Genomic DNA, 25,014 nt, shown 5'->3' with positions numbered 1-25,014 from the left:
GGCTCGTCCATGTCCCCCGCCGCCCATGCCGCCGCTCGCGCGCTGCTCGCCGATCCGCTGACCAACAAGGGCACCGCCTTCACCGAAGCCGAGCGCGACCTGTTCGGGTTGCACGGGCTGTTGCCGCCGCATGTCGGCACGCTCGACAGCCAGATCGAGCGGCGGCGGCGGGCGCTGGCGGGTATGCCCGACGATTTTCACCGCTATTCCTTCCTGCGCGAATTGCAGGATTCGAACGAGATCCTGTTCCACGCGCTGGTCCAGCGCGATCTGCCGGCGATGCTCCCACTGGTCTACACGCCGACCGTCGGCGAGGGGTGTGAACGGTTCAGCGACATCTGGCGCCGGCCGCGCGGCCTGTTCCTGTCATGGCCGAACCGCCACCGCATCGCCGACATCCTCGCCGACCCGGCGCTCGACCGGGTGAAGGTGATCGTGGTCAGCGATGGCGAGCGCATCCTCGGTCTAGGCGATCAGGGCGCAGGCGGCATGGGCATCCCGATCGGCAAGCTGGCGCTCTACACGGCATGCGCCGGCATTCATCCGGCGGAAGTGCTGCCAATCCTGCTCGACGTCGGTACCGACAATGCCGCGCGGCGCGACGATCCGCTTTATGTAGGGTGGCGCAATCCGCGCATCCGCGGCGCGGAATATGATGCGTTCGTCGAGGATTTCGTGACCGCCGTCGCCGATCGCTTCCCCGGCGTGCTGCTGCAATGGGAGGATTTTGCCGGGCAGAACGCGTACAAGCTGCTCGAGCGCTATCGCGACCGGTTGCTCAGCTTCAACGACGATATTCAGGGCACCGCGGCGACCGCCGTCGGTACGCTGCTGTCGGCGATCGAGCGGACCGGCGTGGCCCTGACCGAGCAACGCATCCTGCTGTTCGGGGCCGGCGCGGCCGGGTGCGGCATCGCCGACATGCTGCTGCAGGCGTTGCAGGCCGAGGGGTTGGACGAAGCCGCCGCACGCAGCCGGATCTGGGCGGTCGATCGCGACGGGCTGATCCTGTCGGACATGGACGGATTGTCGCCGGCACAGGCCGAACTCGCGCGCGATCCCGACGACGTGGCGGCGTGGACGCGGACCGCACACGGGGCGATCGACCTGTTTGACACCGTCGCCAATGTCCATCCGACCGTGCTGATCGGCGCATCGGGCCAGCATGGTGCGTTCGGCGAAGCGGTAATCCGCACCATGGCACAGGCAGTCGAGCGGCCGGTCATCTTCCCGCTGTCCAACCCGGTGTCGCGGGCCGAGGCGCATCCCGACGATCTGCACCGCTGGAGCGCGGGTCGCGCGCTGATCGGCACTGGCAGCCCGTTCGGCGTGGCCGGCGTGACCCAGGTCAACAATGTCTATATCTTTCCGGGCGTCGGGTTGGGCGCATTGGCGGCGGGCGCGACGAAGATCACCGATGGCATGTTCATGGCCGCCGCACGGGCGCTGGGCGCCATGGGGGGCGAGGACATGCTGTTGCCGCCGATCGAACGACTGCGCGACGTAGCCCTCGACATCGCCGTGGTCGTGGCAGCGCAGGCGGTCGCGGACGGCGTCGCAGCGCCCGATGCGGTGACCGACCGGGAGGGCATCGCGACCCAGATGTGGACACCAACCTACTGACCACCGCGGAACCCTGCCGCTCCGATCGGCTTTCGCTTTGCTGTCGATGCCGTCCAGCGTCGGTTCACCCGGACCGGCGCAGGACAGGGACAGAGAGGAACCGATATGAAGCAGTTGATGCAGTTCTTTGCCGGGGTCGGCCTGACACTTGCCGGGTTGACCGCCGTTCCCGCCGTCGCGGATGCGCAGCCGCGTCATCACGCGCACCGGCATGACGATGGCCCGCGTGCGCGCGACCATGACCGCCGCCGCTGGGACGATCGCCGCCACTGGGACGACCGACGTGGATGGAACGACCGGCGCGGCTGGGACAATCGCCGGGCGTGGAACGACCGCCGGCGCGGGGACGATCGCCGCTGGGATGGCCGCCGCGATCGCTATGGGTATCGCGGCGAGCGGATCATCTATGGCGGGTCACGCGAAGCCGCGGCGATGGGCGTCCAATATCGTGGCCCGTGCCGCTACGTGATCCGCAACGGCCGCCGCGTCTGCGGTTGAGCTACCAGCCCCTCCTGGCAATGTCGGGAGGGGTTATTTCTTGGGCGTGACCCATACCGATACCGGAACCACTACCTTGCCCGGCGCGGGCTTGCCGACATCGACGCGGTCGGCGGTGACCAGTTCGCCGGTTTCAAGATTGAACGACGCCCATGGCTTGGGCATGCGGCCGAAGGTCATCTTCTGGATCGGCTGACCGGTGGTCGAATTCATGATCGTAGCAGTGATAGGCATGGCCAGGCGGGTAGCCGCCGCCCGGCCCGCCTGTCCAGTTCAGAAACGCACATCCCACCCCAGGGTGAACGTCCGTCCGCGCCCGGCGAAGAAGGCGAAATTGTCGGTCGGCAAGCGAGTGTCGCTGTTATAGTCGATATAGAAGCGGTCGAAGATATTCTGCGCACTGAGCGACAGTCCGCCGAATTTCGTCTGATAGCGAAGTTGCGCGTCGGTCACGTCGTAGCCGTTGAAATTATTTTCGGGATTGGGATTCGCCTTCCCCCGGAAATTGCGTGACAGGTAGAATTGCGTCTGCACCCGCGCGGTCAGCGGCCCGCGCGCGAAGTCGGCGGCGAGGTTCAGGCGGTCGGGCGAGATGTTGGTCCCGTCAAGATCGGTGTCGACCACGCCGTCACCTGGTGCACGATCGCTGTCGTAGCGGCCGAGGATATGGGCATAGCCGGTCGATACGCGCAGGCCGGGCAGCGGTGTCTGCACCGTCAGGCTGATCTCCAGCCCCTCGATCTCGACCCGCTGGCGCTGGACCTCGAAAATGCCGTTGCCCTGCGCGATCAGCAACTGGCCGCGGTCGCTCGACGACCAGAAATAGGTGGTGCTGGCGTCGACCGGTCCACGCTTCACCTCGACCCCGACCTCACGATTGTTCGACACGACCGGCTGGATATCGAGGAAGCCGTCGAGCCGGACATTGGGGGTGGCGATGGCGCGGGTGATGCGGCCGATATCGGCCATGGTGAACCCCTGAGCATAGCTGGCATAGGCGCGCACGCCAGCGACCGGCTCGACGATCGCGCCGCCGTTGAACAGCAGGTCGCTGAATTTCGGGGTGCCGCCGGTCACTGCAACGCCGCCATAGCTTGCCGCGTTGCGACCGTCATAGGTGTTGGAGGCGAGCGTGCGGAAATCGTCGATGCGGATCTGCACATTCTCCCAACGCGCGCCGCCGGCGAGGCGGACGACGCCATCGAACAGCTTCAGATTGGCCTGCGCGAACGGCGCCAGGCTGCGGAAGTCCGCCGGCGGTACCCAAATGCGGTCGGTTGCGATCAGCCGCTGTTCGGTCTTGTCGAACAGCGCATCGAACCCGATCGTCGCGACCAGTGCCTCTAACCCCGGCAGTGCACGTTCGTAGCTGGCCTTCGCCCCCAATTTGCGCGAGCGGTTTTCGGACTGGTCGAACAGCGTGCCGACCGGGGCCAGCGACGGGTCCTGAAAGGTCGGGACAATCGTCACCTCGCCGCCGAACGTATCGTGGGTGCGATTGAAGAAGAGCTGGGTGACGAGGTTGCCGCCGAACAGGTCGCTGTCGGTATAGGAAAGCGACAGTGCCTCGGCCCGGTTGGCGGCGGGCTTGCCCGGCGGGTCGCCACGCACCGCGCTGGTCGGCAGGCCGGTGCGACGGTTGCCGGCAGTCGCGACATAATCGCCGTCGCCGTTCAGTTCGTAGCGGTTGGCGATCAGGTCGAGCCGTCCGGTCGTGCCGACCTCCAGCCCCAGCCGCGCGAAGAAATCGGTGGCGCGGGAGTCCTGCGTCTCGCCCTGCGTCAGGTTGACCCCGATGCGACGGTCCTGCGCATCGTAGAACGCGCCACGCCGTTCGTAGCTGGCGCCGACCGTCGCATCGAACCGCCCGACCTTATACTGGACCAAGCCGGCCACCTTGCCGCCAAACCCGTCCTTCTCGAAGCCGTCGGCGCTTGTGCCCTGCGCCATTGCGCGGCCGCTGACGCCATCCTGTCGGGGCGCACCGACCGTCACTTGATTGACGATGCCGCCGGTCCCGCCGACGCCCTGCAAGGCGTTCGATCCGTAGATCAGTTCAACGCGGTCGATGAAGAAACCGTCGATGGTGAAACCGTCCCGGCTGCCGTCGCGCAGCGGCGTCGTCTGTGGAATGCCGTTGATCGCATAGAGCGGCGAACGGCCGCGCAACGTCTCGCCCGCCCCCGACAACTTGCCGCGGGTCGGAGAGAAGCTCGGCGTCAGCGTTGCGACGGCATCGGTGACGCTGCCGGAAATCGCGATCTGCTGGTCGAGCGCCTGCTTGTCGATCAGGTCAATGGTCAGCGGCAGGGCGTTGGGCGGCAGGATGGTGCGCGCGGCGGTGATGACGATGTCGTCGTCCGACGATTCGTCGCTGGCGGCGGGCACGTCCTGCTGCGCCAATGCCGCTTGCGGTACCAGCGCGACAACCGCCGTCCCGATCAACCAGTACGAACGTCCCAATCTCGACGTCATCATCATTCCCCCTGCGCAACGATTGACCTGTATCGCTGCGCCCGCTATCGCGATCAATTATCAATAGCAACCCCAGATATGCGAACCGTCGATGACCCGTACCGTGCTTTTCCAGCTTCACTGGTTCCTCGGCATCACCGCGGGGCTGGTGCTGGCGGTGATGGGGGTGACCGGGGCATCACTCAGTTTCGAACCGGAAATTCTTGCGGCGCTGAACCGCGACCAGCCGGTCGCGTCGGGTACGCGGCTGTCGGGACCGGTACTGATCGAGCGTTTTGCGGCGCAGAAGCCGGGTGCGGCGATCACCCGACTGACCGTGCCGGCCGATTCGAGCGAGCCGACGCTGGTCGGCTATACGCTGCCCGGATCGAAGGAACGCCATGTCGAACGGATCGACCCGGCGACCGGGCGACTGACGGGCGAATTGCGCGGCAGCGGCGTGTTCGAGGTGATGGAGGATCTGCACCGCTGGCTGGCGCTGCCCGATGGCGGCGACGGGTGGGGGCGGCAGATCACCGGCTTTTCGGCGATCGCGTTGATCTATTTCGCATTGTCAGGACTGTATCTACGCTGGCCGAAACGCCCGCTCGACTGGCGCAACTGGTTCGTACTCGACCTCAAGAAGACCGGACGCAACCTGTATCGCGCGCTGCATGCCGTGGTCGGCGGCTGGGTGCTCATCTTCTACCTTGTCAGCGGTCTGACCGGGCTGTGGTGGTCCTATGACTGGTATCGCGACGGGGTAAAGGCGATGCTGGTGGCCGAGGCACCCGCCGAGCGGACCGGTCCCGCAAAGGGGGCGAAGGCCGACCTGACATTGGCATGGCGCGGTTTCGAACGCGCGACCGAGGGTCGTCACTATGACCGTATTGTCGCCAGCGTCCGCGACGATCAGGTGCAGTTCCGCGCGAGGCTGCCCGATGCGCGCCATGACCGGGTCAGCGACGAACTCACCATCGACGGCATCAACGGCGCGGTGGTGTCCGCGACACCCTATGCGGCGCGAACGCTGGGCGAGGATATCGTCACCAGCGTGTATGAACTGCATCGTGGCGCTTATTTCGGGATCGCCGGTCGGATCGCGATCCTGCTGAGCAGTCTGACGATGCCGTTGTTCACCATTACCGGCTTGCTGCTGTATTTCGCACGGCGGCGGCGCAAGGCGGCGTTGGCGGAAGTCGTGACCGACACGCCCGAGGTGCCGGTGGCGCAGGCGACGACGTTGGTCGCCTATGCCAGCCAGACCGGATCGGCCGAGCGCATTGCGCGACTGACCGCCAAAGCCCTGCCTGCCGCCACCGCGCTGCCGATCGCCGCACTGGACGATGCCGCGCTGGCGCGGGTCGAGCGACTGTTCGTGGTTGCCAGCACCTATGGTGAGGGGGAGCCGCCCGACGCGGCACGCGCCTTTGCCCGGACGCTCGACGGAACGGCGCCGGACCTGTCGCACCTCGAATATGCGGTGATGGCGCTGGGCGACCGTGAATATGCCGATTTCTGCGCATTCGGCCACCGCCTCGACCGCTGGCTGCACGATAGCGGCGCCATCCGGCTTTTCGATGTGGTCGAGGCCGATGGCGAGGATGCCGACGCCCAGCGCCATTGGCAGCGGCAACTGGCGGGTCTGGGCGGGCGGACCGATCAACCCGACTGGGCACCGGCGGCGATGGGCGACTGGCGGCTGGTCGAACGACAGTTGCTCAATCCCGGCAGCAGCGGGGGAGAAGCATGGCATGTCGCGCTCGAACCGGTCGGCGCGAACGCCGACTGGATGCCGGGCGACATCGTCGAGATCCTGCCGCAGCAGGATGCCCGCCGCGTCGCTGCCTTCATCGCGGCAAACGGGATCGACGACACGGCGGAGACCCGGGCGTGGCTGATGACGCGCATCCTGCCCGAACAACCGGAAGCCGGGATCGCCGCGTTGATGCCGCCTGGCCACCGCGAATATTCGATCGCCTCGATTGCGGCTTCAGGCCGGGTCGAACTGATCGTGCGGCGGTGCCCGGCCGCCGACGGCTTCGACGGTCTGGGGTCGGGCTGGCTGTGCAACGGCGCGCCGGTCGGCGGGATCGTGCAGGCACGGGTGCGCGCCAATCCCGCCTTCCACCCGCCGCAGGACCCCGCCACGCCGCTGATCCTGATCGGGAATGGCACCGGGCTGGCCGGACTGCTCGCCCATCTCCGTCATCGCGCGGCCGGCGGCGGCGGGCCGGTAGCGCTCTATTGGGGCGAGCGACAGGCAGCGCACGACGACTTCCATGCAGCGGAACGGCGTGCGCTGATCGAGCGCGGAGTCCTGACCCGATCGGTCACCACCTGGTCACGCGATCCGGGCGGCCATCGCTATGTCCAGGACGCGGTCGCGGCGGATGCAGCGGCGATCGCGCAGGCGGTCGCGGGCGGGGCAGCGATCTATGTCTGCGGCAGCGTGCAGGGCATGGCGCCCGCCGTCCATGCGGCCCTCACGACGATCCTTGGCGATGCGACGGTCGAGGCGATGCTGGCCGACGGTCGGTACCGCCGCGATATCTATTGAGCGGCGATCAGTGGCGGTGCTCGCGCCGCAATCGGTAGCGCCCATCGGCATAATCGTCGAACAGACCGGTGATCGCCGGATGGTCGACCGGTTCCTCGCTGTCGTCGGCGATTAGATTCTGCTGGCTGACATAGGCGACGTAGCTCGCATCGGCATTTTCGGCGAGCAGGTGGTAGAAGGGCTGATCCTTGCGCGGGCGGGCCTCGGCCGGGATCGACTGATACCATTCCTCGCTATTGGCGAAGATCGGATCGATATCGAACACGACCCCGCGAAAGTCGAACAGGCGATGGCGCACCACGTCGCCGATCGAGAAACGGGCATGGGCGACCGGCGGCAACGGCGTGCCGCGGTCGAGCGGGGGGGAGGACGGGGCCTTCATACGAAATAATCTAGGTCCGATGTGCGATTGCAGCAAGGAGGCGCTTGCAACTCTCGAATCCTTGGGCTAACCGACCGCCCTCGCTGACCACCGTGCCGCGCTGACCTGCGGCATGGAGCGAGAAACCTCTGCGGAGAGGTGGCAGAGTGGTCGATTGTACCGCACTCGAAATGCGGCGTGCCTTTACGGGTACCGAGGGTTCGAATCCCTCCCTCTCCGCCACTTCCTCCCATCGCGATAGATGCAGTGCGTGACGCTTTCGCGGCAGGCCGTGCGTCCGCGCCTTGCGCCATGACCAAAAGTTCATCGCGCGCTCACCGCCCCGCCCGACCCGTTCGACTAGGCGGCGGTCGATGACCGTAGCGTTCGGTCGGTGCAGCCAGGGTCGACCGTGTGAGCAAGCCAATATTCTTCGATCCTACCGGCCGCCGGAGTATCTGGGCACGGCGCGGCGTCGCGTTGCTGATCCTCGCGGTGATCGCGGCGGCGATCGCCTTTGCGACGACGCTGGTCGCCACGCCGCGGACGCTCGGCATCCCCCTGCCCTTCGCCCGGCGGCACGGTGAGGCGTTTGCGCCGCGCGTCGACAAGACGGCGCGGCACGGCCGCTGGTTGCCGCGTACCAGTTCGCCCAAGGTCGGCGGCACGCCGCTGACGATCGGTTTCTATGCCCCGGATACGGCGGGCGGGATCGCATCGCTGCAACGCCATATCGATACGCTCGACTGGGTGGTTCCGGCGTTCGTCAGCGTCGTGGGGACGCAGATGCGGGCGACCGACGATCCGCGGCTGGAACAGGTGCTGGCCGGCGCGCGCCACGCGCCCAAGCTGCTGCCGATGGTGCAGAACCTGACCGATTCCGACTGGGACGGTGCCGGTGCGGCGAAGATGCTGGCCGATCCGGCGGCGCGCGCAGCGCTGATCGCGCAACTGGCGGGCTATGTCCGTGCGCGCCATGCCGCGGGGCTGGTGATGGACTATGAAAGCCTGCCAGCCGCCGCCGTCGCCCGCTATCCGGCGTTTCTGGCGCAGTTGAACGCGGCACTGCCAAAGGATGCGGTGCTGGCGGTGACGGCGCCGGCGGGCGATCCCGACTGGCGGCTGGCCGACCTGGCCCGCGCCACCGACCGCGTCATTCTGATGGCGTATGACGAACATTGGGAGAGCGGATCGGCCGGGCCGATCGCGTCGCAACCATGGTTCGTCGGGCAGGTCGAAAGCGCGCTGCGACAGGTCGGTCGTGACAAGCTGGTCGTTGCACTCGGCAGCTATGCCTATGACTGGCACGACGGCAGTGCCGACGCGCTGTCGATCGAGGAGGCGTGGCTGGCCGCGCATGATTCGGCGGCGGCGATCGGCTTCGACCGGGCGAGCGGCAATGCCGGTTTCGCCTATCAGGACGAGCGCGGCAGCCGGCATCAGGTGTGGATGCTGGATGCGGCGACGTGCTGGAACCAGATGGCGGCGCTCCGGCGGATGGGAGTCGATGCGGTCGCGATGTGGCGGCTGGGCAGCGAGGATGCCGGATTCTGGAACGACCTGACCGCCTATCGCACCGTCGATCGCGTGCCGCGCATCACCCGGTTGCAATCGGCGCTGAACGTCGATGTCGAGGGTAGCGGCGAGGTGCTGCGCATCACCGCACGGCCGACGCCGGGCGCGCGCAGCGTCAGCTTCGACCGTAACGGCATGATCGCCGACGAAGCCCATGTCGCGCTGCCGACACCTTATGTCGTGCAACGAACCGGGGCGGCCGATCCGAAGGCGATCGCGCTGACCTTCGACGACGGGCCGGACGCGACATGGACGCCGCCAATCCTCGACGCGCTGGAGGCGGCGCACGTCCCGGCGACCTTCTTCGTGGTCGGCGAGAATGCGATCGAACATCCCGGGCTGTTGCAGCGGATCATCCGCGACGGCGACGAGATCGGCAACCACAGCTATACCCACCCCAATCTGGCGACGACGGGCGAGCGGACGACGACGCTGGAACTGAACGCCACGCAGCGGCTGATCGAAGCCTATACCGGGCGGTCGACGACGCTGTTCCGTGCCCCCTATTTCGGGGATGCCGAACCGACGACGATGGACGAAATCGCGCCGGCGCTGCTGGCGCAGGATCTGGGCTATACGGTGGTCGGGCTGCACGTTGATCCCAATGACTGGCAGCGACCGGGCACCGACGCGATCGTGCGGCAGGTGGTCGAGCAGGTCGAGGGTGCCAGCGCCGACAGTTCGCGCAACGTCGTGCTGCTCCACGATGGCGGCGGCGACCGGGCGCAGACGGTGGCGGCGCTGCCGCAGATCATCTCTGCCCTGAAGGCGAAGGGCTATCATTTCGTCACCGCGTCCGCACTGGTCGGGGTACCGCGCGCGGTCGCGATGCCGGCGGTGACCGGGCGCGATCTGGCGGCGGTGCGGACCGACGTCGCGATCTTCATCGTCATCGCGGCGATCTCGGTAATGCTGGCATGGCTGTTCTACCTCGCCATCGCGCTCGGCATGGCGCGGGCGGTGCTGCTGGCCGCTTTGGCATGGTTCCAGTCGCGGCGCGAACGGCCGACGCCCCCGGTGTTCCAGCCGAGCGTCACAGTCATCATTCCCGCCTATAACGAGGAACGGGTGATCGCCGATTCGGTCGCGCGAGTCTTGGCGAGCGACTATCCGGGATTGCAGGTGATCGTCGCCGATGACGGGTCGAAGGACGGCACGAGCGCGGTGGTCCGCGCCCGGTTCGATGCCGACCCGCGCGTCACGCTGCTGACGCTGGTCAATGGCGGTAAGGCGGCGGCGCTCAACCGTGCGTTGCTGCAGGCCGATGGCGACATCATCATCGCCCTTGATGCCGATACCCAGTTCGAGCCGACGACGATCGCCCGGCTGGCGCGCTGGTTCGAAGACCCGGCGTTGGGTGCGGTGGCGGGCGATGCGCGGGTCGGCAACCGGGTGAACCTCGTCACCCGGTGGCAGGCGGTCGAATATATTACCGCGCAGAATCTCGAACGCCGCGCGCTGGCCGGGTTCGACGCCATGACGGTGGTGCCGGGCGCGGTCGGCGCATGGCGGCGCGCGGCGCTGGATGCGGTCGGCGGCTATCCGGAGGATACGCTGGCTGAGGATCAGGACCTGACCATTGCGATACAGCGGGCCGGGTGGCGCGTGACCTATGATCCGAATCCCATCGCGTGGACCGAAGCGCCGGAAACGTTCAAGGCTTTGGCCAAGCAGCGCTATCGCTGGGCGTTCGGGACGCTGCAATGCCTGTGGAAGCACCGCGCGATCCTGCGCAGCGGCAAGCCCGCGGGGCTGGCACGGATCGGGCTGCCGCAGGCGTGGCTGTTCCAGATCGCCTTTGCCGCCGCGTCGCCGCTGATCGACCTGGCGCTGCTGCTGTCGATCGTCGGTACGGCGGTGCGGGTGGCGCAGCATGGCTGGGCACAGACGAGCGGCGACGTGTCGCAAATGGGGCTGTACTGGCTGTGCTTCACCGCGATCGACGTGGCGTGCGGCTGGGTGGCGTATCGGCTCGACGGGAACAAGGCGCGCTATCCGGCGCACCTGCTGGTCGCGCAGCGGCTGGTCTATCGTCAGATCATGTATTGGGTCGTGCTGCGCGCAATCGCTTCGGCAATCGGCGGGTTCGTGGTCGGATGGGGCAAGCTGGAACGGACCGGCAGCGTGCAGGCAGCGGCCTGATGCCGGACGATCAGCGGGGAACGGTCAGTCGGACGATCAGTCCGGGATGATTGTCGGCGAGTTCTATCGTCCCGCCGTGCAGCCGGGCGACCGCAGCGACCAGCGACAGGCCGAGCCCCGCCCCGCTTTCGTGCCGCGACGGATCGAGCCGGCCGAAGCGTTGCAGCGCAGCCACCCGGCGATCCGCCGGAATACCGGGTCCGTCGTCGCGGACGATGATCGCGACGCCGCCGCCTTCGTCCTCTATCGACAGCCGGATGGTTCCTGCACCATATTTCAGCGCGTTATCGACCAGGTTTGACACCGCCTGTCCGATCATCTCGCGGTGGACGGTGGCGATTACCGCGGCGGACGGCGTGACCGCGATCGCCAGTCCGCGGTCCTCCGCCAGCGGTTCGAACAGGTCGGCGAGGTCGGCCAGCAATTCGGTCAGATCGGTCGAAGTGAAGGCGTCGCGACCGATTCCCGCCTCTGCCCGGGTGATGCGCAGCGCGGTATCGAGCATGCTCAGCAACCGCTCGCCTTCCTCCATTCCCCGTAGAACGGCGACCCTGGCATCCTCGCTATCCGCCGCCGCCAATGCGCGTTCCAGCGTCGCGCGCAAGCGGGTCAGCGGGGAGCGTAGGTCGTGCGCCAGCGCATCGGTCGCCATCTTCAATTCGCCGACCAGCGACGCGATCCGGTCGAGCATGGCATTCACCGATCGCCCGAGATCCTCGAACGCATCGCCACCGCCCTCCAGCGGGACGCGCCGGTCGAGATCGCCGCCGGCGACCGCCGCGACGGTATCGACCGTTCGTCGCAGCCGCCGCGCGATAATCTGGGCCGCGACCCACCCGGCCAGCCCCGCCAGCACCAGCGCGACCAGCATGGCGGCGACCATCGCCATCTCCATCGCGCCGACGAACGCGCGCTCGCCCTCGATCACGTGACCCGTCAACAGGCGGGTGCCGTCGGGCAGGACCGTACCGATCACGCGCATCGATTCAGGGCGGTCGCGGCGGATGCGGAACAGCTCGATCGTGGCCGGCGGGCCGGGCGTCACATTGGGGGGCCAGGCACCGACATTGCCGGCCAGCGTCACCCCGTCGCGCGCCGACACCAGCACCACCGATTGCGGCCGGTCGCTGCGATCGAGCCGCGCCTCGGCACCCTTGCGCAGACCCGCGACGCCCCCGGATGCCCATGCCTCCAGCAGCGTCGCGCGCAGCCGCTGAGCCTCATCGGTCGCACTGGCGGTCAATCGGGTTTCGGTCACGGTCCGGACGGTCAGCAACGTCACCGCCGCCCCCGCCAGCTGCAACGCGAAGACCAGCGCCGCGAAGCGCAGCGTCGCCGACCGGGTCAGCAGCTTCAGGACTCGACCCCCAGCTTATAGCCCGAGCCGCGTACCGTATGGAGCAGCCGGCGCTCCTCCCCATCGTCGATTTTGCGGCGCAGGCGGCTGATATGCACGTCGGTCACGTTGCTGCCGGGATCGAAATGATAATCCCATACCCCCTCCAGCAGCATCGTGCGGGTGACGACCTGTCCGGCGTGGCGCATCAAATATTCGAGCAGCCGGAACTCGCGCGGTTGCAGGTCGATGACCCGCGCGCCGCGCCGCACCCGACGCGCCAGCAGGTCCATCTCCAGATCGTCGCAGGTCAGCACCGTTTCCGCCGCCGGACCGCCGGCAGGGTGTCGCCGGGTCAGCAGTCGCACCCGCGCCAGCAATTCGGCAAAGACGAACGGCTTGGTCAGATAATCGTCGGCGCCCTGGGTCAGCCCCGCCACCCGGTCGTCGGGTGAACCCATCGCCGACAGGATCAGGACCGGCGTCGTCACCCCCGCCGCGCGCATCGCGGCGATCGTCGCCATGCCGTCCATCTGCGGAAGCATCCGGTCCATGACGATACAGTCGTAGCCGCCGTCGATGGCGTGGAACAGCCCGTCGCGGCCATTGGCGGCGCGATCGACGACGAAGCCCGCTTCGGTCAGCCCCTTGCCGATATAGGCTGCAGTTTCTTCATCGTCCTCGACGATCAGGATCTTCACGTGACGCCACCTCCGCCGCCCGCAATATCAGCGAGTGGGCACCGACGTCACCCCTTGCCGCCACATGCAGCAGCACGGGGCCGGTCGCATGGTCGGGAAAATCGGCGATGCCGGGCGCATGGTCGCCGACGGCGTCGATCACATCGCCGACGTGCAGGCCGGACCGGGCTGCCGCGCCATCGGTGCGCAGGCTGGTGACGACCCATCCGCCGGATGCGGCCTGCGGTGCCAGCGTCGCGCCAGCGGCAGCGACGCCCCCCGCATCGGCAAATGCCCCGCACCAACCCGCCGTCAGCAGCGCGACCGCCGCCGCGGCGCCCAGCACCAGGCCGCGGGCCAAACCTAAACGGGGTGCGTCGTGAACCGGCATCTGCGCCTCCTCGCGTTCCATCATGCCGGCGACGTGCCGACCGGACGATGGGCGACAGATGAAGACCCGGTCATGTTGCGATTGACATGGGCGCAGGGGCGTGGCGGTGATGCGAATATGCAACCACCCCGGTCGCGTCCGCCGCGGCGCATCACCATCGTCGACGTCGCACGCCATGCAGGCGTTTCGACCAAGACCGTCTCGCGCGTGTTGAACGGCGAGCCGCACGTCACCGATGCGGTGCGCGACCGAGTGCGCGAAGCGGTGCGCACGCTCGACTATCACCCCAATATCATGGCGCAGGGGCTGGCGCGGCAGCGCTCGCACCTGATCGGGCTGGTCTATGAAAACCCTTCGCCCAGCTATGTCGTCGACCTGCAGATGGGCGTGCTCGACCGGCTGCGCGGCGAACGCTACCGGCTGGTCGTGCTGCCGGTCCGATCGGTCATAGACCATGCCGACGAGGTGGTCGGGCTGCTGCGATCGGCGGCGGTCGACGGCGTCGTGCTGGCCCCGCCGGCATCGGACAGCCGCCGCATCCTCGACGAGCTGACCGCGATCGGCATGCCGTTCGCACGGATCGCGCCGACCCGCTGGCCCGAACTGACGCCGGGCGTGGTCGTCGACGATGTCGTCGCCGCGTGCGAAGTGGCCGCACTAGTGCTCAACCAGGGGCACCGGCGGATCGGCATCATCAAGGGCGACCCGACCCACGCCGCGGCCGAGGCGCGCATGACCGGCTATCAGCAGGCGTTCGCAGCGGTGGGGCAGCCGATCGACCCGGATCTGGTAATCGACGGCCTGTTCACATTCGACTCCGGCTTCGCGGCGGCGCAGACCTTGCTGGCGCGTCGCGACCGGCCGACCGCGATCCTCGCGCAGAATGACGACATGGCGGTCGGCGCGCTGATGGCAGCGCGCGAGGCGGGGATCGACGTGCCCGGCAAGCTGTCGATCGTCGGGTTCGACGATTCGGAGATCGCCCGCATTACCTGGCCCCGGATCACCACGATGCGGCAACCGGTGTTCGATATGGCGGTCAGCGCGACCACGCTGCTGCTCGACCAGCTCGCCGGCGCGCAGGTGCCGGCCAGCGTCGAACACGAACACCACCTTATCGAGCGCGACTCCGTGACGGTCGCACCGAACGCGTAGAACACGATGACAGCAGATAGAACCGTTTGTGCGGAGTAGGGGCTGAGCAAAGTCGAAGACCCGTATCGAAGCACCCGCCGCCAAGGGTCCTTCGATACGCCATTTCGACAGGCTCAATGGCTACTCAGGACGAACGGGTCGGCTTCACGTCATCCCGTTCTAGGCGTCCCGCTTCTCGATCGCGGCCCGCGCCACCTCGCGCTTGCGCACCGCCAACAGCAGCGCACCACGGGTATAGGGTTTGGCAAGGACGGTCGCATCAGCTTCGTCGGCGACCGCCCCGGGATCGCCGGTCGCGAATACGACCAGCGCGTCGGGGCGGAGAGTACGCGTACGCTGTGCCAGTTCGCGACCCGACGCGCCGGGCAGGTTGACGTCGGTGATGAGGATATCGACCGGCGCCGTCTGCAGCGCGGTAATCGCCTCCTCCGCGCTGGCCGCTTCCAGCACGACGAACCCGGCTTCCTCCAGCATTTCGGCGCTGTTGGTGCGGATCAGACCGTCATCCTCGACCAACAGGATCGTACGCCGCAGCGTTGCCGGCGTAGTGATCGCGGCCGGCCGGCTGTCGAGCGACTGCGACGTCGCAAGGTTGCGCTGCTGCTGGTTCGACAGGACATGGCGGATTTTCCGCGCCAGCGCCTCACGCGTATAGGGTTTGGACAGCAGCTCGACACCCTTGTCGAGCCGCCCGCCGTGGACGATTGAATTCTCGGTATAACCGCTGGTGAACAGGACCGCGATGCCGGGCAGCCGCTCGCGCGCCTTGCGGGCCATTTCGGGGCTTTTGAGCGTACCCGGCATGACGACATCTGTGAACAGCAGGTCGATCGGCACCCCGCTTTCGATCACCGCCAACCCGCTGGCGGCATCGGACGCCTTGAGGACGCGATAGCCAAGGTCGCGGAGCATCTCGACCACAGTCGCGCGGACTTCCTCGTCATCCTCGACGACAAGCACCGTCTCGCTCCCACCGCGTACCGGGCCGCTATCGACCTGCACCTCGATATCCTCGGACTGCATCGCACGCGGCAGGTACAGCTTGATCGACGTGCCGTGCCCGATCTCCGAATAGATTTTTACGTGGCCGCCCGACTGTTTGACGAAGCCATACACCATCGACAGCCCCAGCCCCGACCCCTTGCCCTCGGGCTTGGTCGAGAAGAACGGCTCGAACACGCGTTCGACCACGTCGGGCGCCATGCCGCTGCCGGTATCGGTCACCGCCAGCATCACATATTGCCCCGGCACCACTTCTTCGTGCGTACGGGCATAGGCGTCGTCGAGATGCGCGTTGGCCAGTTCGATGGTGAGCTTACCACGCCCGTCCATCGCATCACGGGCATTAATGGCGAGGTTCAGCAGCGCATTCTCGATCTGGCCGGGATCGATGAACGTATTCCAAAGGCCGCCGGCAAAGACGGTCTCGATCTCGATCGCTTCGCCGATCGCCCGGCGCAGCATGTCGTCCATGCCCTGCACGAAGCGGGTGACGTTGACCACCTTTGGCTCAAGCGCCTGTCGCCGCCCAAACGCGAGCAACTGACTGGCCAGCCGCGCGCCGCGCGAGACGCCAGCCATGGCATTTTCAACGCGGCGTTCGGCCTTTGCGTTGCCGACCACATCGCGAGCCAGCAATTGCAGATTGCCGCCGACCACCTGCAGCAGATTGTTGAAATCATGCGCGACCCCGCCGGTCAGCTTGCCGACGGTCTCCATCTTCTGCGCCTGTGCCAGTTGCGCCTCGGCCTGACGGCGTTCGGCGATTTCGGCGATGACCCGGCTTTCGAGCGTTTCGTTAAGGCTACGGAGCTGTTCCTCGGCGCGTTCGCGATGCCGGACCTGCTGGGCGAGATCGTCGGCCTGCTCGCGCAGCGCCGCCTCCGCCGCCCGACGGTGCGAGATGTCGGTATGGACCCCGACCCATTCGGTGATCTCGCCCGCGCCGTCGAGGATCGGCAGCGCACGGATGGCGAAGGTCCGCCATTCGCCGTCGCGCCGCCGGACGCGATGTTCGTGGACGAACATGCTTCGCGCGGCGACGGCTATGTTCCACGCATCGACCGACCCCCGCGCATCGTCGGGATGGACCGCCGATGCCCAGCCGAAATCCTGATATTCGTCGTACGACTGACCGGTCAGCGCCGCCCAGCCGGGCTGTTCGCCGACCATCCGGCCATCCGCGCTGTTGGTCCACAACACACCGTGCACGGCCTGCATCGCGGTGCGGAAGCGCGCATTGCTCGCCCTGATCGCGGCGGCGTCGCGGGCGCGTTCGGTGATGTCGATCCCGAGGATATAGGCGCCGACCGTCTCGCCGGTGTCATCCTGATGCGGGACGTACCGGATCTCCACCGCGCGGGGGCCGAGCGCCTGATGATGCAACACCGTTTCGCCGATTACCGGCTCGCCGGTCAACGCCCTGTCGATATCGGCCCGGCGGTCGCGATACATTTCCTCGCCGATCACGTCACAGATATGGCGGCCGACCATCGCATCCGGCTCGCCCCCGAACCAGCGTTCGTAATGCGCGTTCGTGAAGCGGTAGCGATGATCGGAGTCGATATAGGATACGAGCATCGGCACGGCGTCGGCGATGCGACGCAGTTCGGCTTCGCTCGCCGCCAGTCGCGATTCGATCGCCTTGCGTGCGCTATTGTCGACGACCGTGCAAAGTACCCCGCCGGCCACTCCGCGGCCGTCGACCACCGGCGTGTAATGAAGATCGAGCGTGAACGTTTCCGATCCGTTTGCGCGGGAAAAAACGGTCGTCCGATCGAGAAACGACTGGCTTCGCCCACGCAGTGCCGCCGGCAGGACGGTGCGATGATGCTCCCACTGGTCGGGGAATGCCTGCTCCACCGGGGTCGCGAACACTTGCGGATGGCGGTCGCCGACGATCGTGCGATAGGCGTCGTTGTAGAACAGGATGTGGTCCGATCCCCACATCAGCATCTTGGCGACCGGTGAATTGACGATGTTGGCGATCGTCGCGCGCATTTCGGGCGGCCAGTCGGCCGGCGTTCCGAGCGGGAAGTCGGCCCAGTTTCGCGTCCGGATCAGCGCGGCGCATTTCCCGTCCGCCGCCGGCCAGTCCTTGGCCAACACCCCGCGTCCCGCCACGCCGTTGCGCAACGCACGCAAACCGGCGCGGACGACCTCGCTGGCATTGGCATAGTCGCCGCCCGCCACCGCCTCGGCGATGAACCCCTTAAGTTCGGGCGTCAGCGATACGTTGCTGGTGTGTCGTCCGGTCATCGCGAACATCTCCTGCAACCCACATGCTGTGTCAACAAGTGCCACAGCGTCATGCGGCGGCCGCTATCTCGGCTGCGACCGGCCGAGCGGCATGCGCGCCAATCGGTGCCACTACCGAACCACCGTCGGGGGTCGTGACACTCCCGCTGCGCTCCAGCTTGCCCCAGCCCACCTTCGGCCCGGTCAGCGCCGCCGTCACAGCGCGCAGGACGACCGCATAGAGCAACTGTCGATAGCCGAAGCGCTGCGCCAGCATGCGAAGCACGGGCAGGCGTTCGTCCCGTCCTTCCAGACGATAGGCAACCCAGCTGCAGGCGAGATCGATGCCGGTGAACGCAGCCCAGTGCAGCGCGACCCAGCCGGCATCACCGCCCGCCGCATCCCAACCGCGATCGGCGATCCGCCAGGCGGTAGTAGCGATGCTGCCGAGCAAGGCGATATCGATCAGCGGCGCTGCAAGTGAGAACAGCAGCTGGAACATTAGCGCCTGCGGCAAACCCAGCATTGCCAGCCCACACGGCCGCCCCCGCCCGATGATCGCGCGATGCTTCCACAGGCATTGCAACGTGCCATAGGCCCAGCGATAGCGCTGGCGGAACAGCGCTCGCGCCGTCTCCGGCGCCTCGGTCCATGCGATCGCCTCCATGTCGCATGCGACCCGCCAGCCGGCGCGCTGGATGGCGATGGTCAGGTCCTGATCCTCGGCCAGCGTATCGTCGGGATAGCCGCCGACCGCGTCGAGCGCCGCGCGTCGCCACGCCCCGACCGCACCCGGCACCACCGTCACCGCGCCCAACGTATGCAACGCTCGCCGCTCGAGATTCTGGGCGGTGATATATTCGAGCGCCTGCCAGCGGGTGATGAGGTTCACGCGGTTACCGACCTTCGCATTGCCGGCGACGGCGCCGATCGCCGGATCGGCGAACCAGCGCAGCAGCCGGACGATGGTATCGGGTTCGAATTGGGTATCGGCGTCGAGGGCGACGACCACATCGCCCCTCGCGATCTGCAACCCGGCATTGAGCGCACGCGCCTTCCCGCCATTTGCCAGCGTCAGCAGCCGCACGCGCGGGTCGACGCCGAACGCGGCCGGCACGATGTCGGACGTGCCGTCGGACGATCCGTCGTCGATGACGATCACGTCGATCCGTACGCCGACGCTGCCAAGGATACGGCGCACCGACGCCTCGATCACCCGCGCTTCGTTGAACGCCGGGATCAGGACCGAAACCGAGGTCGGGATCAAATGCGGCGCGGCGGGCGGCGGACCGTCCCGGCGCGCGGCCAGCAGCGCCAGCGCGGCGAGCGTCACCGACCGCGCGATGCCGATCGCGATCACCAGCAGGAACGCGGTCATCAGCAGGTCGCGGGTCAGGCTGACCCCGCCGAACAGGCCGCGTGCGCTCGCCGCTTCACTCGCCTGCGCCCCCTTCAGCACCGGCATCACCTGATCGCGCGACAGTCCGGCCAGCCGCGACACGCCGACCAGTTCATAGCCCCGCGCCCGCAGACCGCGAATGATACCGGGCAGCGCCGCCAGCGTTCCGCTGCGGTCGCCGCCTGAATCGTGCAGCAGGACAATGCGGGTCGGGCGATCGGCGGTGCCGGCCTCGACCTGCTCGATCGTCCGCGCGACGATCTGCTCGGGCGACGGCGTTTGCCAGTCATGGGGATCGACGTTCAGGCCGACCGTCAGATAGCCGAGTTCCGCCCCGACCCGCGTCGCGTGCAGTTCGTCGCCGCGATCGGGATCGGCGTCGCCGAGGAACGGCGGACGGAACAGCCGCATCGCGCGGCCGGTATAGGCCTCGACCAGCCGTTCGGTCGCGGTCAGTTCCAGCCGGATCGCCTCCGGCGTGCGGTGCGACAGGTTGGCGTGCGACGTGCTGTGGTTGCCCAGTTCGCTCCCCTCGTCGACGATCCGGCGCAGGATCGGCCCCTGCCCCAGCGCATTGGCGCCGGTGACGAAGAAGGTGGCGGGGGCACCCTCACGCTTCAGCACGTCGAGGATCTTCGGCGTCCAGACCGGATCGGGCCCGTCGTCGAAGGTCAGCGCGACCATGCGCCGCTGCGCGCCGGTCCGCTGCACGATATCGGGTCCGGGCAGACGATCGACCTGCGCCGCGCGGACCATGCCGCTGGCGTCGTGGCGCAGCGAGCGTTGGCCGGCAGTCGCGCCGGCATCCAGTCGCAAGACTTCCCCCTGCCCGATCAGCGTCACCCCGGCGGGCTTTGGCAAGCTTTCGCTCCCGGCGGCGGAGCCGGTCCGCGCGACGGTCCAGAAATGCGGGTCCTCGCTGCCCATCCGCCACAACGCCACGGCCTGCGCACCCGCCGACGATGCGGCGCGAAGCTGGTTGGCGGCGGTCACCGCATCCAGCAGCCAGACCCGATGGTCGCGCCCCTTCTGGCGATAGGCGAAATGCCAGTTGCCGCTCGCCCGGTCGAATTGCGGGACGGTGCCGGCCTGCCGCGCCAGGTTCCACGCATCGCCAACGCTTAGCGGAACGGTCGTGCGGCCGGTCCAGTCATAGCCATAGTTGCCGAGCGCGACGATCGCGCCAGGGCCGGCGCTACGCAGGGCGTCGGCCACCACCTGCGCGAACCAGGGCTGCGACGCGATCGGTCCCGCCTCGCCCCCCATCCAATGTTCGTCATAGGCCATCAGCACCTGTCGATCGACGACTCTGGCGTAGCGGCCAAGGTCCCATTCCTCGTCGGCGACCGGCGCGGCGATCATCACCTGCCAATGGCGCCCGGCGAAGCGCGCACGCAGTTCGGACAGGAACCGCCGGTAATCGGCGTGCGCGGTCGCGGGCAGGCTTTCGAGGTCGAGCATGACGCCCGTGCCCCGCTCCGCCGCGACCATCGCCTCGATCTGCGCCGCGAACCGGCGACGCGCGGCGGCATCGGCCAGCAACGCAGCGGTGCCGGTTCCGTCCCAGCTGCCGTCCTCGCGCGCGTTCTGCACCATCGGGATCAGCGCGGGTGGGCGCTTGGCCCGTGCCAGCACACGGTGGAGATAGTCGTCGCTTTCATAGGCGAAGCGATGATCGCGCCCCGAAACCGATGCTAGGCCGGGCGCCAACCAGTCGATCTCGTCCACATGGGCGACCAGCGACTGCCGCGACGCCGCGTCCCACGGCATGTAGAAGCCGAGCACCGGCAGATGCCGTGCCGGGGCCGTCGCCTGTCCCGCCGGCAGCCACGGGCCGGGGGCGGTCTTCACCGGCGCGACGGCGATCGCGCGCGGACGTGCTGCATCCTCGGGCAGCGCCAGCGCCGCACGCTGCGGCATCCGCGTCAGCGCCGATACGACCAGCGCGATGACCCCCAATATCGCAACGGCCACCAAGGCCGTGCCCCAACGCACCCACCGGGCACGTCGCCCGCTGGCATCGTAGAAGATGGGATGTGTCACGCCGCCCCCTGAAAACTGGTAGGCTGCGCATAGGCATCGAAACCGAAAATGCGGTTAAATACCGAAATATTGCTCGCCGTCGCGGGCTTGCCTCGCTCGTCTAGGGACGGATTGATTTACCGGGTCTGACAACGCTATCACAGCGACCATCACGACGACGCCGACATGGCGCGCGGGGAGAGGGGAAAGGGTACGATATGCGCCGCATCGCGCCACGCCATCATGGTCCGCCCCGGCTTCGTTTTGCCGGACGACTTCCTATCGCGTTCGCCCCGTCCCGCTTGTTCGCCTCCTTGTCCCCTTCGCGAAAGACCCTGTCGATGTCCGCATCCCTCCGCCTCGCCGCCCTGCTCGGCAGCACGCTGCTCACCACCGCCCCCGCGTTGGCACAGACGACCAACAACGCGCCGCAGGCCGCGACCCGCCCGGCCGACGGCCCGCAGGCGCGGCCATGGATGAACCGCGCGCTCGACGCCGATGCCCGCACCGAATTGGTGCTGAAGGAGATGACGCTCGACGAAAAGCTGCAGCTCACCTTCGGCTATTTCTCGACCAAGGCCGATTGGCAGCGCACGCCGATCAAGAATTACGAAATGCCGAAGGATGGCCTGCCCGATTCGGCGGGCTATATTCCGGGCATTCCGCGGCTCGGCATTCCGGGTCAGTGGCAGACCGATGCTGGCATCGGCGTCGCGACCCAGCGGTCGCCGACGCCGCGCCTGCGCACCTCGCTGCCATCGGGTATCGCCACCGCCGCGACGTGGAACCCGGAGGTCGCGCAGGCCGGCGGCGCGATGATCGGACGAGAGGCGTTCCTCTCGGGCTTCAACGTGCAGCTGGCCGGCGGCATGAACCTGATGCGCGAACCGCGCAACGGCCGGAATTTCGAATATGGCGGCGAAGACCCGCTACTTGCCGGCATTATCACCGGTCATGAGATCAAGGGCATCCAGTCGCAGAACGTCGTCTCGACGATGAAGCATTATGCCTTTAACGGGCAGGAAACCAACCGCTTCAACATCGACCACCGCATCGACGAAGCAGCAGCGCGCCAGTCGGACCTGCTCGCGTTCGAGTTCGCGATCGAGGCAGGCGATCCCGGATCGGTGATGTGTTCCTACAACCGGGTCAACGGCTTCTATGCGTGCGAGAACGACTGGCTGCTCAACCGCACCCTGAAAAAGGACTGGGGGTATAAGGGCTATGTCATGTCCGATTGGGGCGCGACCCATTCGACGACGCAGGCTGCCAATGCCGGGCTGGACCAACAATCGGGCTGGGCGTTCGATCGCTCGCCCTATTTCGCCGACGCGCTGCGCGAGGCAGTGAATAACGGCTATGTACCGGAAGCGCGCGCGACCGACATGGCGCGGCGCATCCTGTGGGCGATGTTCAGGAACGGGCTGTTCGACACGCCGGTCGCGGGCGATCGCGCGACGACCATCGATTATGCCGCCCACGCCGCCGTCACCCGCGCCGATGCCGAGGAAGGCATCGTCCTGCTCAAGAACAGCGCCGGGCTGTTGCCGCTGGCGTCGACCGCGAAATCGATCCTGCTGATCGGTGCCCATGCCGATGTCGGCGTGCTGTCGGGCGGCGGGTCTAGCCAGGTCTATCCGCATGGCGGCCCGGTCAACGGGTTGGCCGTCGCCGATGAATTCCCCGGCGGCTTTCCGGGGCCGAAGCTTTATCACCCGTCCTCGCCCATGAAGGCATTGCAAGCGCGGACCAAGGCGCAGGTCACCTATCTCGACGGCAAGGACGTGAAGGCCGCCGCCGCTGCCGCGCGCAAGGCCGATGTCGTGATCGTATTCGGCGAACAGTGGACCGGCGAATCGATCGACGCGCCGAACCTCAACCTGCCAGACAATCAGGACGCGCTGATCGACGCGGTCGCGCGCGCCAATCGCAAGACGGTGGTCGTGCTCGAAACGGGCGGCCCGGTATTGATGCCGTGGCTCGGCCGGGTCGGTGCGGTATTGGAGGCATGGTATTCGGGCACGTCGGGCGGAGAGGCGATTGCGCGCGTGCTGACCGGCGAGGTCAATCCGTCGGGCCATTTGCCTGCGACCTTCCCGGCTTCGCTGACGCAACTGCCGCGTCCGGTGATCGAGGGCGATCCGAAGCTCGACCGCGATTCGCATCCGATGAGCAACTACAATATCGAAGGGGCTGCGGTCGGCTATAAGTGGTTCGACAAGACCGGGGCCAAGCCGCTATTCCCGTTCGGATACGGCCTGTCCTATACCAGCTTTACGCTCGGCGGCCTGACCGCCGCGCCGTCCGGAAAGAGCGTGCAGGCGCGCTTCACCATGACCAACACCGGCAAGGTGCGTGGCAAAGGACTGGCACAATTGTACGTCGCCGGCACCGGATGGGAAGCGCCCAAGCGGCTGGGCGGCTTCGCCAAGGTCGACCTGGCTCCCGGCGAAACGCGGACGATCGACATGACGGTCGATCCCCGTCTGCTGGCAACGTTCGACAGCCAGACGCGTGGCTGGAAAATTGCGGGCGGCAATTATCAGCTGCTGCTGGCCAACAGCGCGACCGACATCGTCGCGCGGACGAGCGTGCAGCTGACAGCGGCAACGCTCGACAATCACGGGCGCTAACGCCGCCGCCGGGGACCGACAAGTCCGCGGTCCCTGGTCAATTCAAAGCGGCATGGTAATTCCCGCAAACGACAAAAGGGCCGCGGTAGCAGACGCCACCGCGGCCCTTTCGTGAAGTGTTGTGCGCGACGGTAGTCGCGCCGCCCGCTTACTTCTTGCCGAGCGTGAGACCGCCGAAACGCTTGTTGAAGCGTGCGACCTGACCACCCGAATCCAGCATCTGGCCACGACCGCCGGTCCACGCCGGGTGCGCCAGCGGGTCGATGTCGAGCTGCATCGTGTCGCCTTCCTTGCCCCAGGTGGAGCGGGTTTCGAACACGGTGCCGTCGGTCATCTGGACCTTGATCATGTGATAGTCGGGGTGTGCGTCTTTCTTCATCGGTCTTCTCCACGAGCGGCTGGTTCCGACCAGCCTGGAAACAGGAAGGCGCGCCCGTACACGGAGGCGCCCCGAATAGCAATGATCGACGCCAGCTTACGCCTTCGGGGGATCGGCGATCATCGCGGTGAACTCACATTCGGCGGCCAGTTCGCCGTCGATGCGCGCCTTCCCCGCGAATTTGCAGACGCGCGCGCGCTTCTGCACGAATTCGGCCTCCAGCGTCAGCAACACGCCAGGTTCGACCGGCTTGCGGAACTTCACCCCGTCGATCGACATGAAATAGACCAGCTTGCCCGAACCGGCGAGGCCGAGGCTTTCGACCGCGAGGATGCCGGCAGCCTGCGCCAGCGCCTCGACGATCAACACGCCCGGCATGATCGGACGGCCGGGGAAATGTCCCTGGAAAAAGCCTTCGTTGATCGTCACCGCCTTGATCGCGGTGATCGACCGGTCGGGGATCAATTCCGCGACACGGTCGACCAGCAACATGGGATAGCGATGCGGGATCGCCGCCATCACGCGCGTGATGTCGAGCGGTCCGATCGAGGTCGCCTCCCCCTCCACGA

At 67.3% G+C, this 25,014-nt stretch carries 16 protein-coding genes and 1 tRNA gene; 7 read left to right on the top strand and 10 right to left on the bottom strand.

Annotation, left to right across the window (positions count from 1 at the left end):
• Positions 1-9: 9 nt before the first annotated feature.
• Both maeA and AAIO73_RS01085 read left to right on the top strand, forming a co-directional pair.
• On the top strand, positions 10-1,623 hold the full coding sequence (gene maeA, locus AAIO73_RS01090; RefSeq protein WP_345875636.1) for an NAD-dependent malic enzyme: 1,614 nt from the start codon (positions 10-12) through the stop codon (positions 1,621-1,623).
• 105 nt (positions 1,624-1,728) lie between these two features.
• On the top strand, positions 1,729-2,121 hold the full coding sequence (locus AAIO73_RS01085) for a hypothetical protein (RefSeq protein WP_345875635.1): 393 nt from the start codon (positions 1,729-1,731) through the stop codon (positions 2,119-2,121).
• 33 nt (positions 2,122-2,154) lie between these two features.
• Here the strand turns inward: AAIO73_RS01085 and AAIO73_RS01080 are convergent, their stop codons facing one another.
• Both AAIO73_RS01080 and AAIO73_RS01075 read right to left on the bottom strand, forming a co-directional pair.
• Entirely contained in the window at positions 2,155-2,355 is a 201-nt protein-coding gene (locus AAIO73_RS01080; RefSeq protein WP_345875634.1) for a hypothetical protein, read from the bottom strand.
• Positions 2,356-2,394: 39 nt separating this feature from the next.
• Entirely contained in the window at positions 2,395-4,602 is a 2,208-nt protein-coding gene (locus AAIO73_RS01075; protein WP_526023739.1) for a TonB-dependent receptor, read from the bottom strand.
• An 85-nt stretch (positions 4,603-4,687) separates the two neighbouring features.
• Between AAIO73_RS01075 and AAIO73_RS01070 the strand changes: the two genes are divergently transcribed.
• Positions 4,688-7,135: a PepSY domain-containing protein gene (locus AAIO73_RS01070; RefSeq protein ID WP_345875633.1), complete on the top strand. Its 2,448-nt coding sequence runs from the start codon at positions 4,688-4,690 to the stop codon at positions 7,133-7,135.
• Between the two features lie 7 nt (positions 7,136-7,142).
• Here AAIO73_RS01070 and hspQ read toward each other — a convergent pair whose 3' ends face one another.
• On the bottom strand, positions 7,143-7,517 hold the full coding sequence (gene hspQ / locus AAIO73_RS01065) for a heat shock protein HspQ (protein WP_345875632.1): 375 nt from the start codon (positions 7,515-7,517) through the stop codon (positions 7,143-7,145).
• Positions 7,518-7,649: 132 nt separating this feature from the next.
• Between hspQ and AAIO73_RS01060 the strand changes: the two genes are divergently transcribed.
• Positions 7,650-7,739: transfer RNA gene (locus AAIO73_RS01060), tRNA-Ser, on the top strand.
• 171 nt (positions 7,740-7,910) lie between these two features.
• Positions 7,911-11,213, top strand: a complete 3,303-nt coding sequence (locus tag AAIO73_RS01055) for a trifunctional glycoside hydrolase family 18/polysaccharide deacetylase/glycosyltransferase family 2 protein (RefSeq protein WP_345875631.1) — start codon at positions 7,911-7,913, stop codon at positions 11,211-11,213.
• A 10-nt stretch (positions 11,214-11,223) separates the two neighbouring features.
• On the opposite strand, the gene AAIO73_RS01050 is transcribed toward AAIO73_RS01055, so the two are convergent.
• From AAIO73_RS01050 to AAIO73_RS01040, 3 genes are all read right to left on the bottom strand, one after another.
• Positions 11,224-12,495, bottom strand: a complete 1,272-nt coding sequence (locus AAIO73_RS01050) for a sensor histidine kinase (RefSeq protein WP_345875630.1) — start codon at positions 12,493-12,495, stop codon at positions 11,224-11,226.
• Between the two features lie 71 nt (positions 12,496-12,566).
• Positions 12,567-13,250 carry a winged helix-turn-helix domain-containing protein gene (locus tag AAIO73_RS01045; protein ID WP_345875629.1) on the bottom strand — a complete coding sequence of 228 codons (684 nt, stop codon included), beginning with the start codon at positions 13,248-13,250 and terminating at the stop codon, positions 12,567-12,569.
• The gene (locus tag AAIO73_RS01040) at positions 13,222-13,590 is read right to left on the bottom strand and encodes a hypothetical protein (RefSeq protein WP_345875628.1); all 369 of its coding nucleotides are present in this window, start codon (positions 13,588-13,590) and stop codon (positions 13,222-13,224) included. The genes AAIO73_RS01045 and AAIO73_RS01040 overlap by 29 nt, the downstream gene beginning before the upstream one ends.
• 18 nt (positions 13,591-13,608) lie before the next feature.
• Here AAIO73_RS01040 and AAIO73_RS01035 point away from each other — a divergent pair, with 18 nt between their 5' ends.
• A complete protein-coding gene (locus AAIO73_RS01035) occupies positions 13,609-14,775 on the top strand; it encodes a LacI family DNA-binding transcriptional regulator (protein ID WP_345875627.1) in 1,167 nt (388 codons plus the stop codon).
• Between the two features lie 159 nt (positions 14,776-14,934).
• Here the strand turns inward: AAIO73_RS01035 and AAIO73_RS01030 are convergent, their stop codons facing one another.
• Complete coding sequence (locus tag AAIO73_RS01030) at positions 14,935-18,033, bottom strand: hybrid sensor histidine kinase/response regulator (protein ID WP_345875626.1); 3,099 nt, start codon at positions 18,031-18,033, stop codon at positions 14,935-14,937.
• A gap of 49 nt (positions 18,034-18,082) precedes the next feature.
• Positions 18,083-21,454, bottom strand: coding sequence for a glycosyltransferase (locus AAIO73_RS01025; RefSeq protein WP_345875625.1), 3,372 nt, complete (start codon positions 21,452-21,454; stop codon positions 18,083-18,085).
• 320 nt (positions 21,455-21,774) lie between these two features.
• On the opposite strand from AAIO73_RS01025, the gene AAIO73_RS01020 reads away from it, so the two are divergent.
• Positions 21,775-24,066, top strand: a complete 2,292-nt coding sequence (locus AAIO73_RS01020; RefSeq protein WP_345875624.1) for a beta-glucosidase family protein — start codon at positions 21,775-21,777, stop codon at positions 24,064-24,066.
• 148 nt (positions 24,067-24,214) lie between these two features.
• Here AAIO73_RS01020 and rpmE read toward each other — a convergent pair whose 3' ends face one another.
• Together rpmE and fabZ are read right to left on the bottom strand one after the other, a co-directional pair.
• Positions 24,215-24,445 carry a 50S ribosomal protein L31 gene (rpmE, locus tag AAIO73_RS01015; RefSeq protein ID WP_345875623.1) on the bottom strand — a complete coding sequence of 77 codons (231 nt, stop codon included), beginning with the start codon at positions 24,443-24,445 and terminating at the stop codon, positions 24,215-24,217.
• A gap of 96 nt (positions 24,446-24,541) precedes the next feature.
• Positions 24,542-25,012, bottom strand: coding sequence for a 3-hydroxyacyl-ACP dehydratase FabZ (gene fabZ / locus AAIO73_RS01010; protein WP_066689860.1), 471 nt, complete (start codon positions 25,010-25,012; stop codon positions 24,542-24,544).
• Positions 25,013-25,014: the final 2 nt, after the last annotated feature.

Source organism: Sphingomonas epibiotica (assembly GCF_039615155.1).
Taxonomy (GTDB): domain Bacteria; phylum Pseudomonadota; class Alphaproteobacteria; order Sphingomonadales; family Sphingomonadaceae; genus Sphingomonas.
This window is presented reverse-complemented; position numbering and strand designations above follow the sequence as displayed.

What these genes read in the sequence shown, in the direction of transcription:
- maeA (WP_345875636.1), top strand. Translation starts at nt 10, where the DNA reads ATGTCCCCCGCCGCCCATGCCGCCGCTCGCGCGCTGCTCGCCGATCCG.
- AAIO73_RS01085 (WP_345875635.1), top strand. Translation starts at nt 1,729, where the DNA reads ATGAAGCAGTTGATGCAGTTCTTTGCCGGGGTCGGCCTGACACTTGCC.
- AAIO73_RS01080 (WP_345875634.1), bottom strand. Translation starts at nt 2,355, where the DNA reads ATGCCTATCACTGCTACGATCATGAATTCGACCACCGGTCAGCCGATC.
- AAIO73_RS01075 (WP_526023739.1), bottom strand. Translation starts at nt 4,602, where the DNA reads ATGATGATGACGTCGAGATTGGGACGTTCGTACTGGTTGATCGGGACG.
- AAIO73_RS01070 (WP_345875633.1), top strand. Translation starts at nt 4,688, where the DNA reads ATGACCCGTACCGTGCTTTTCCAGCTTCACTGGTTCCTCGGCATCACC.
- hspQ (WP_345875632.1), bottom strand. Translation starts at nt 7,517, where the DNA reads ATGAAGGCCCCGTCCTCCCCCCCGCTCGACCGCGGCACGCCGTTGCCG.
- AAIO73_RS01030 (WP_345875626.1), bottom strand. Translation starts at nt 18,033, where the DNA reads ATGACCGGACGACACACCAGCAACGTATCGCTGACGCCCGAACTTAAG.
- AAIO73_RS01020 (WP_345875624.1), top strand. Translation starts at nt 21,775, where the DNA reads ATGTCCGCATCCCTCCGCCTCGCCGCCCTGCTCGGCAGCACGCTGCTC.
- rpmE (WP_345875623.1), bottom strand. Translation starts at nt 24,445, where the DNA reads ATGAAGAAAGACGCACACCCCGACTATCACATGATCAAGGTCCAGATG.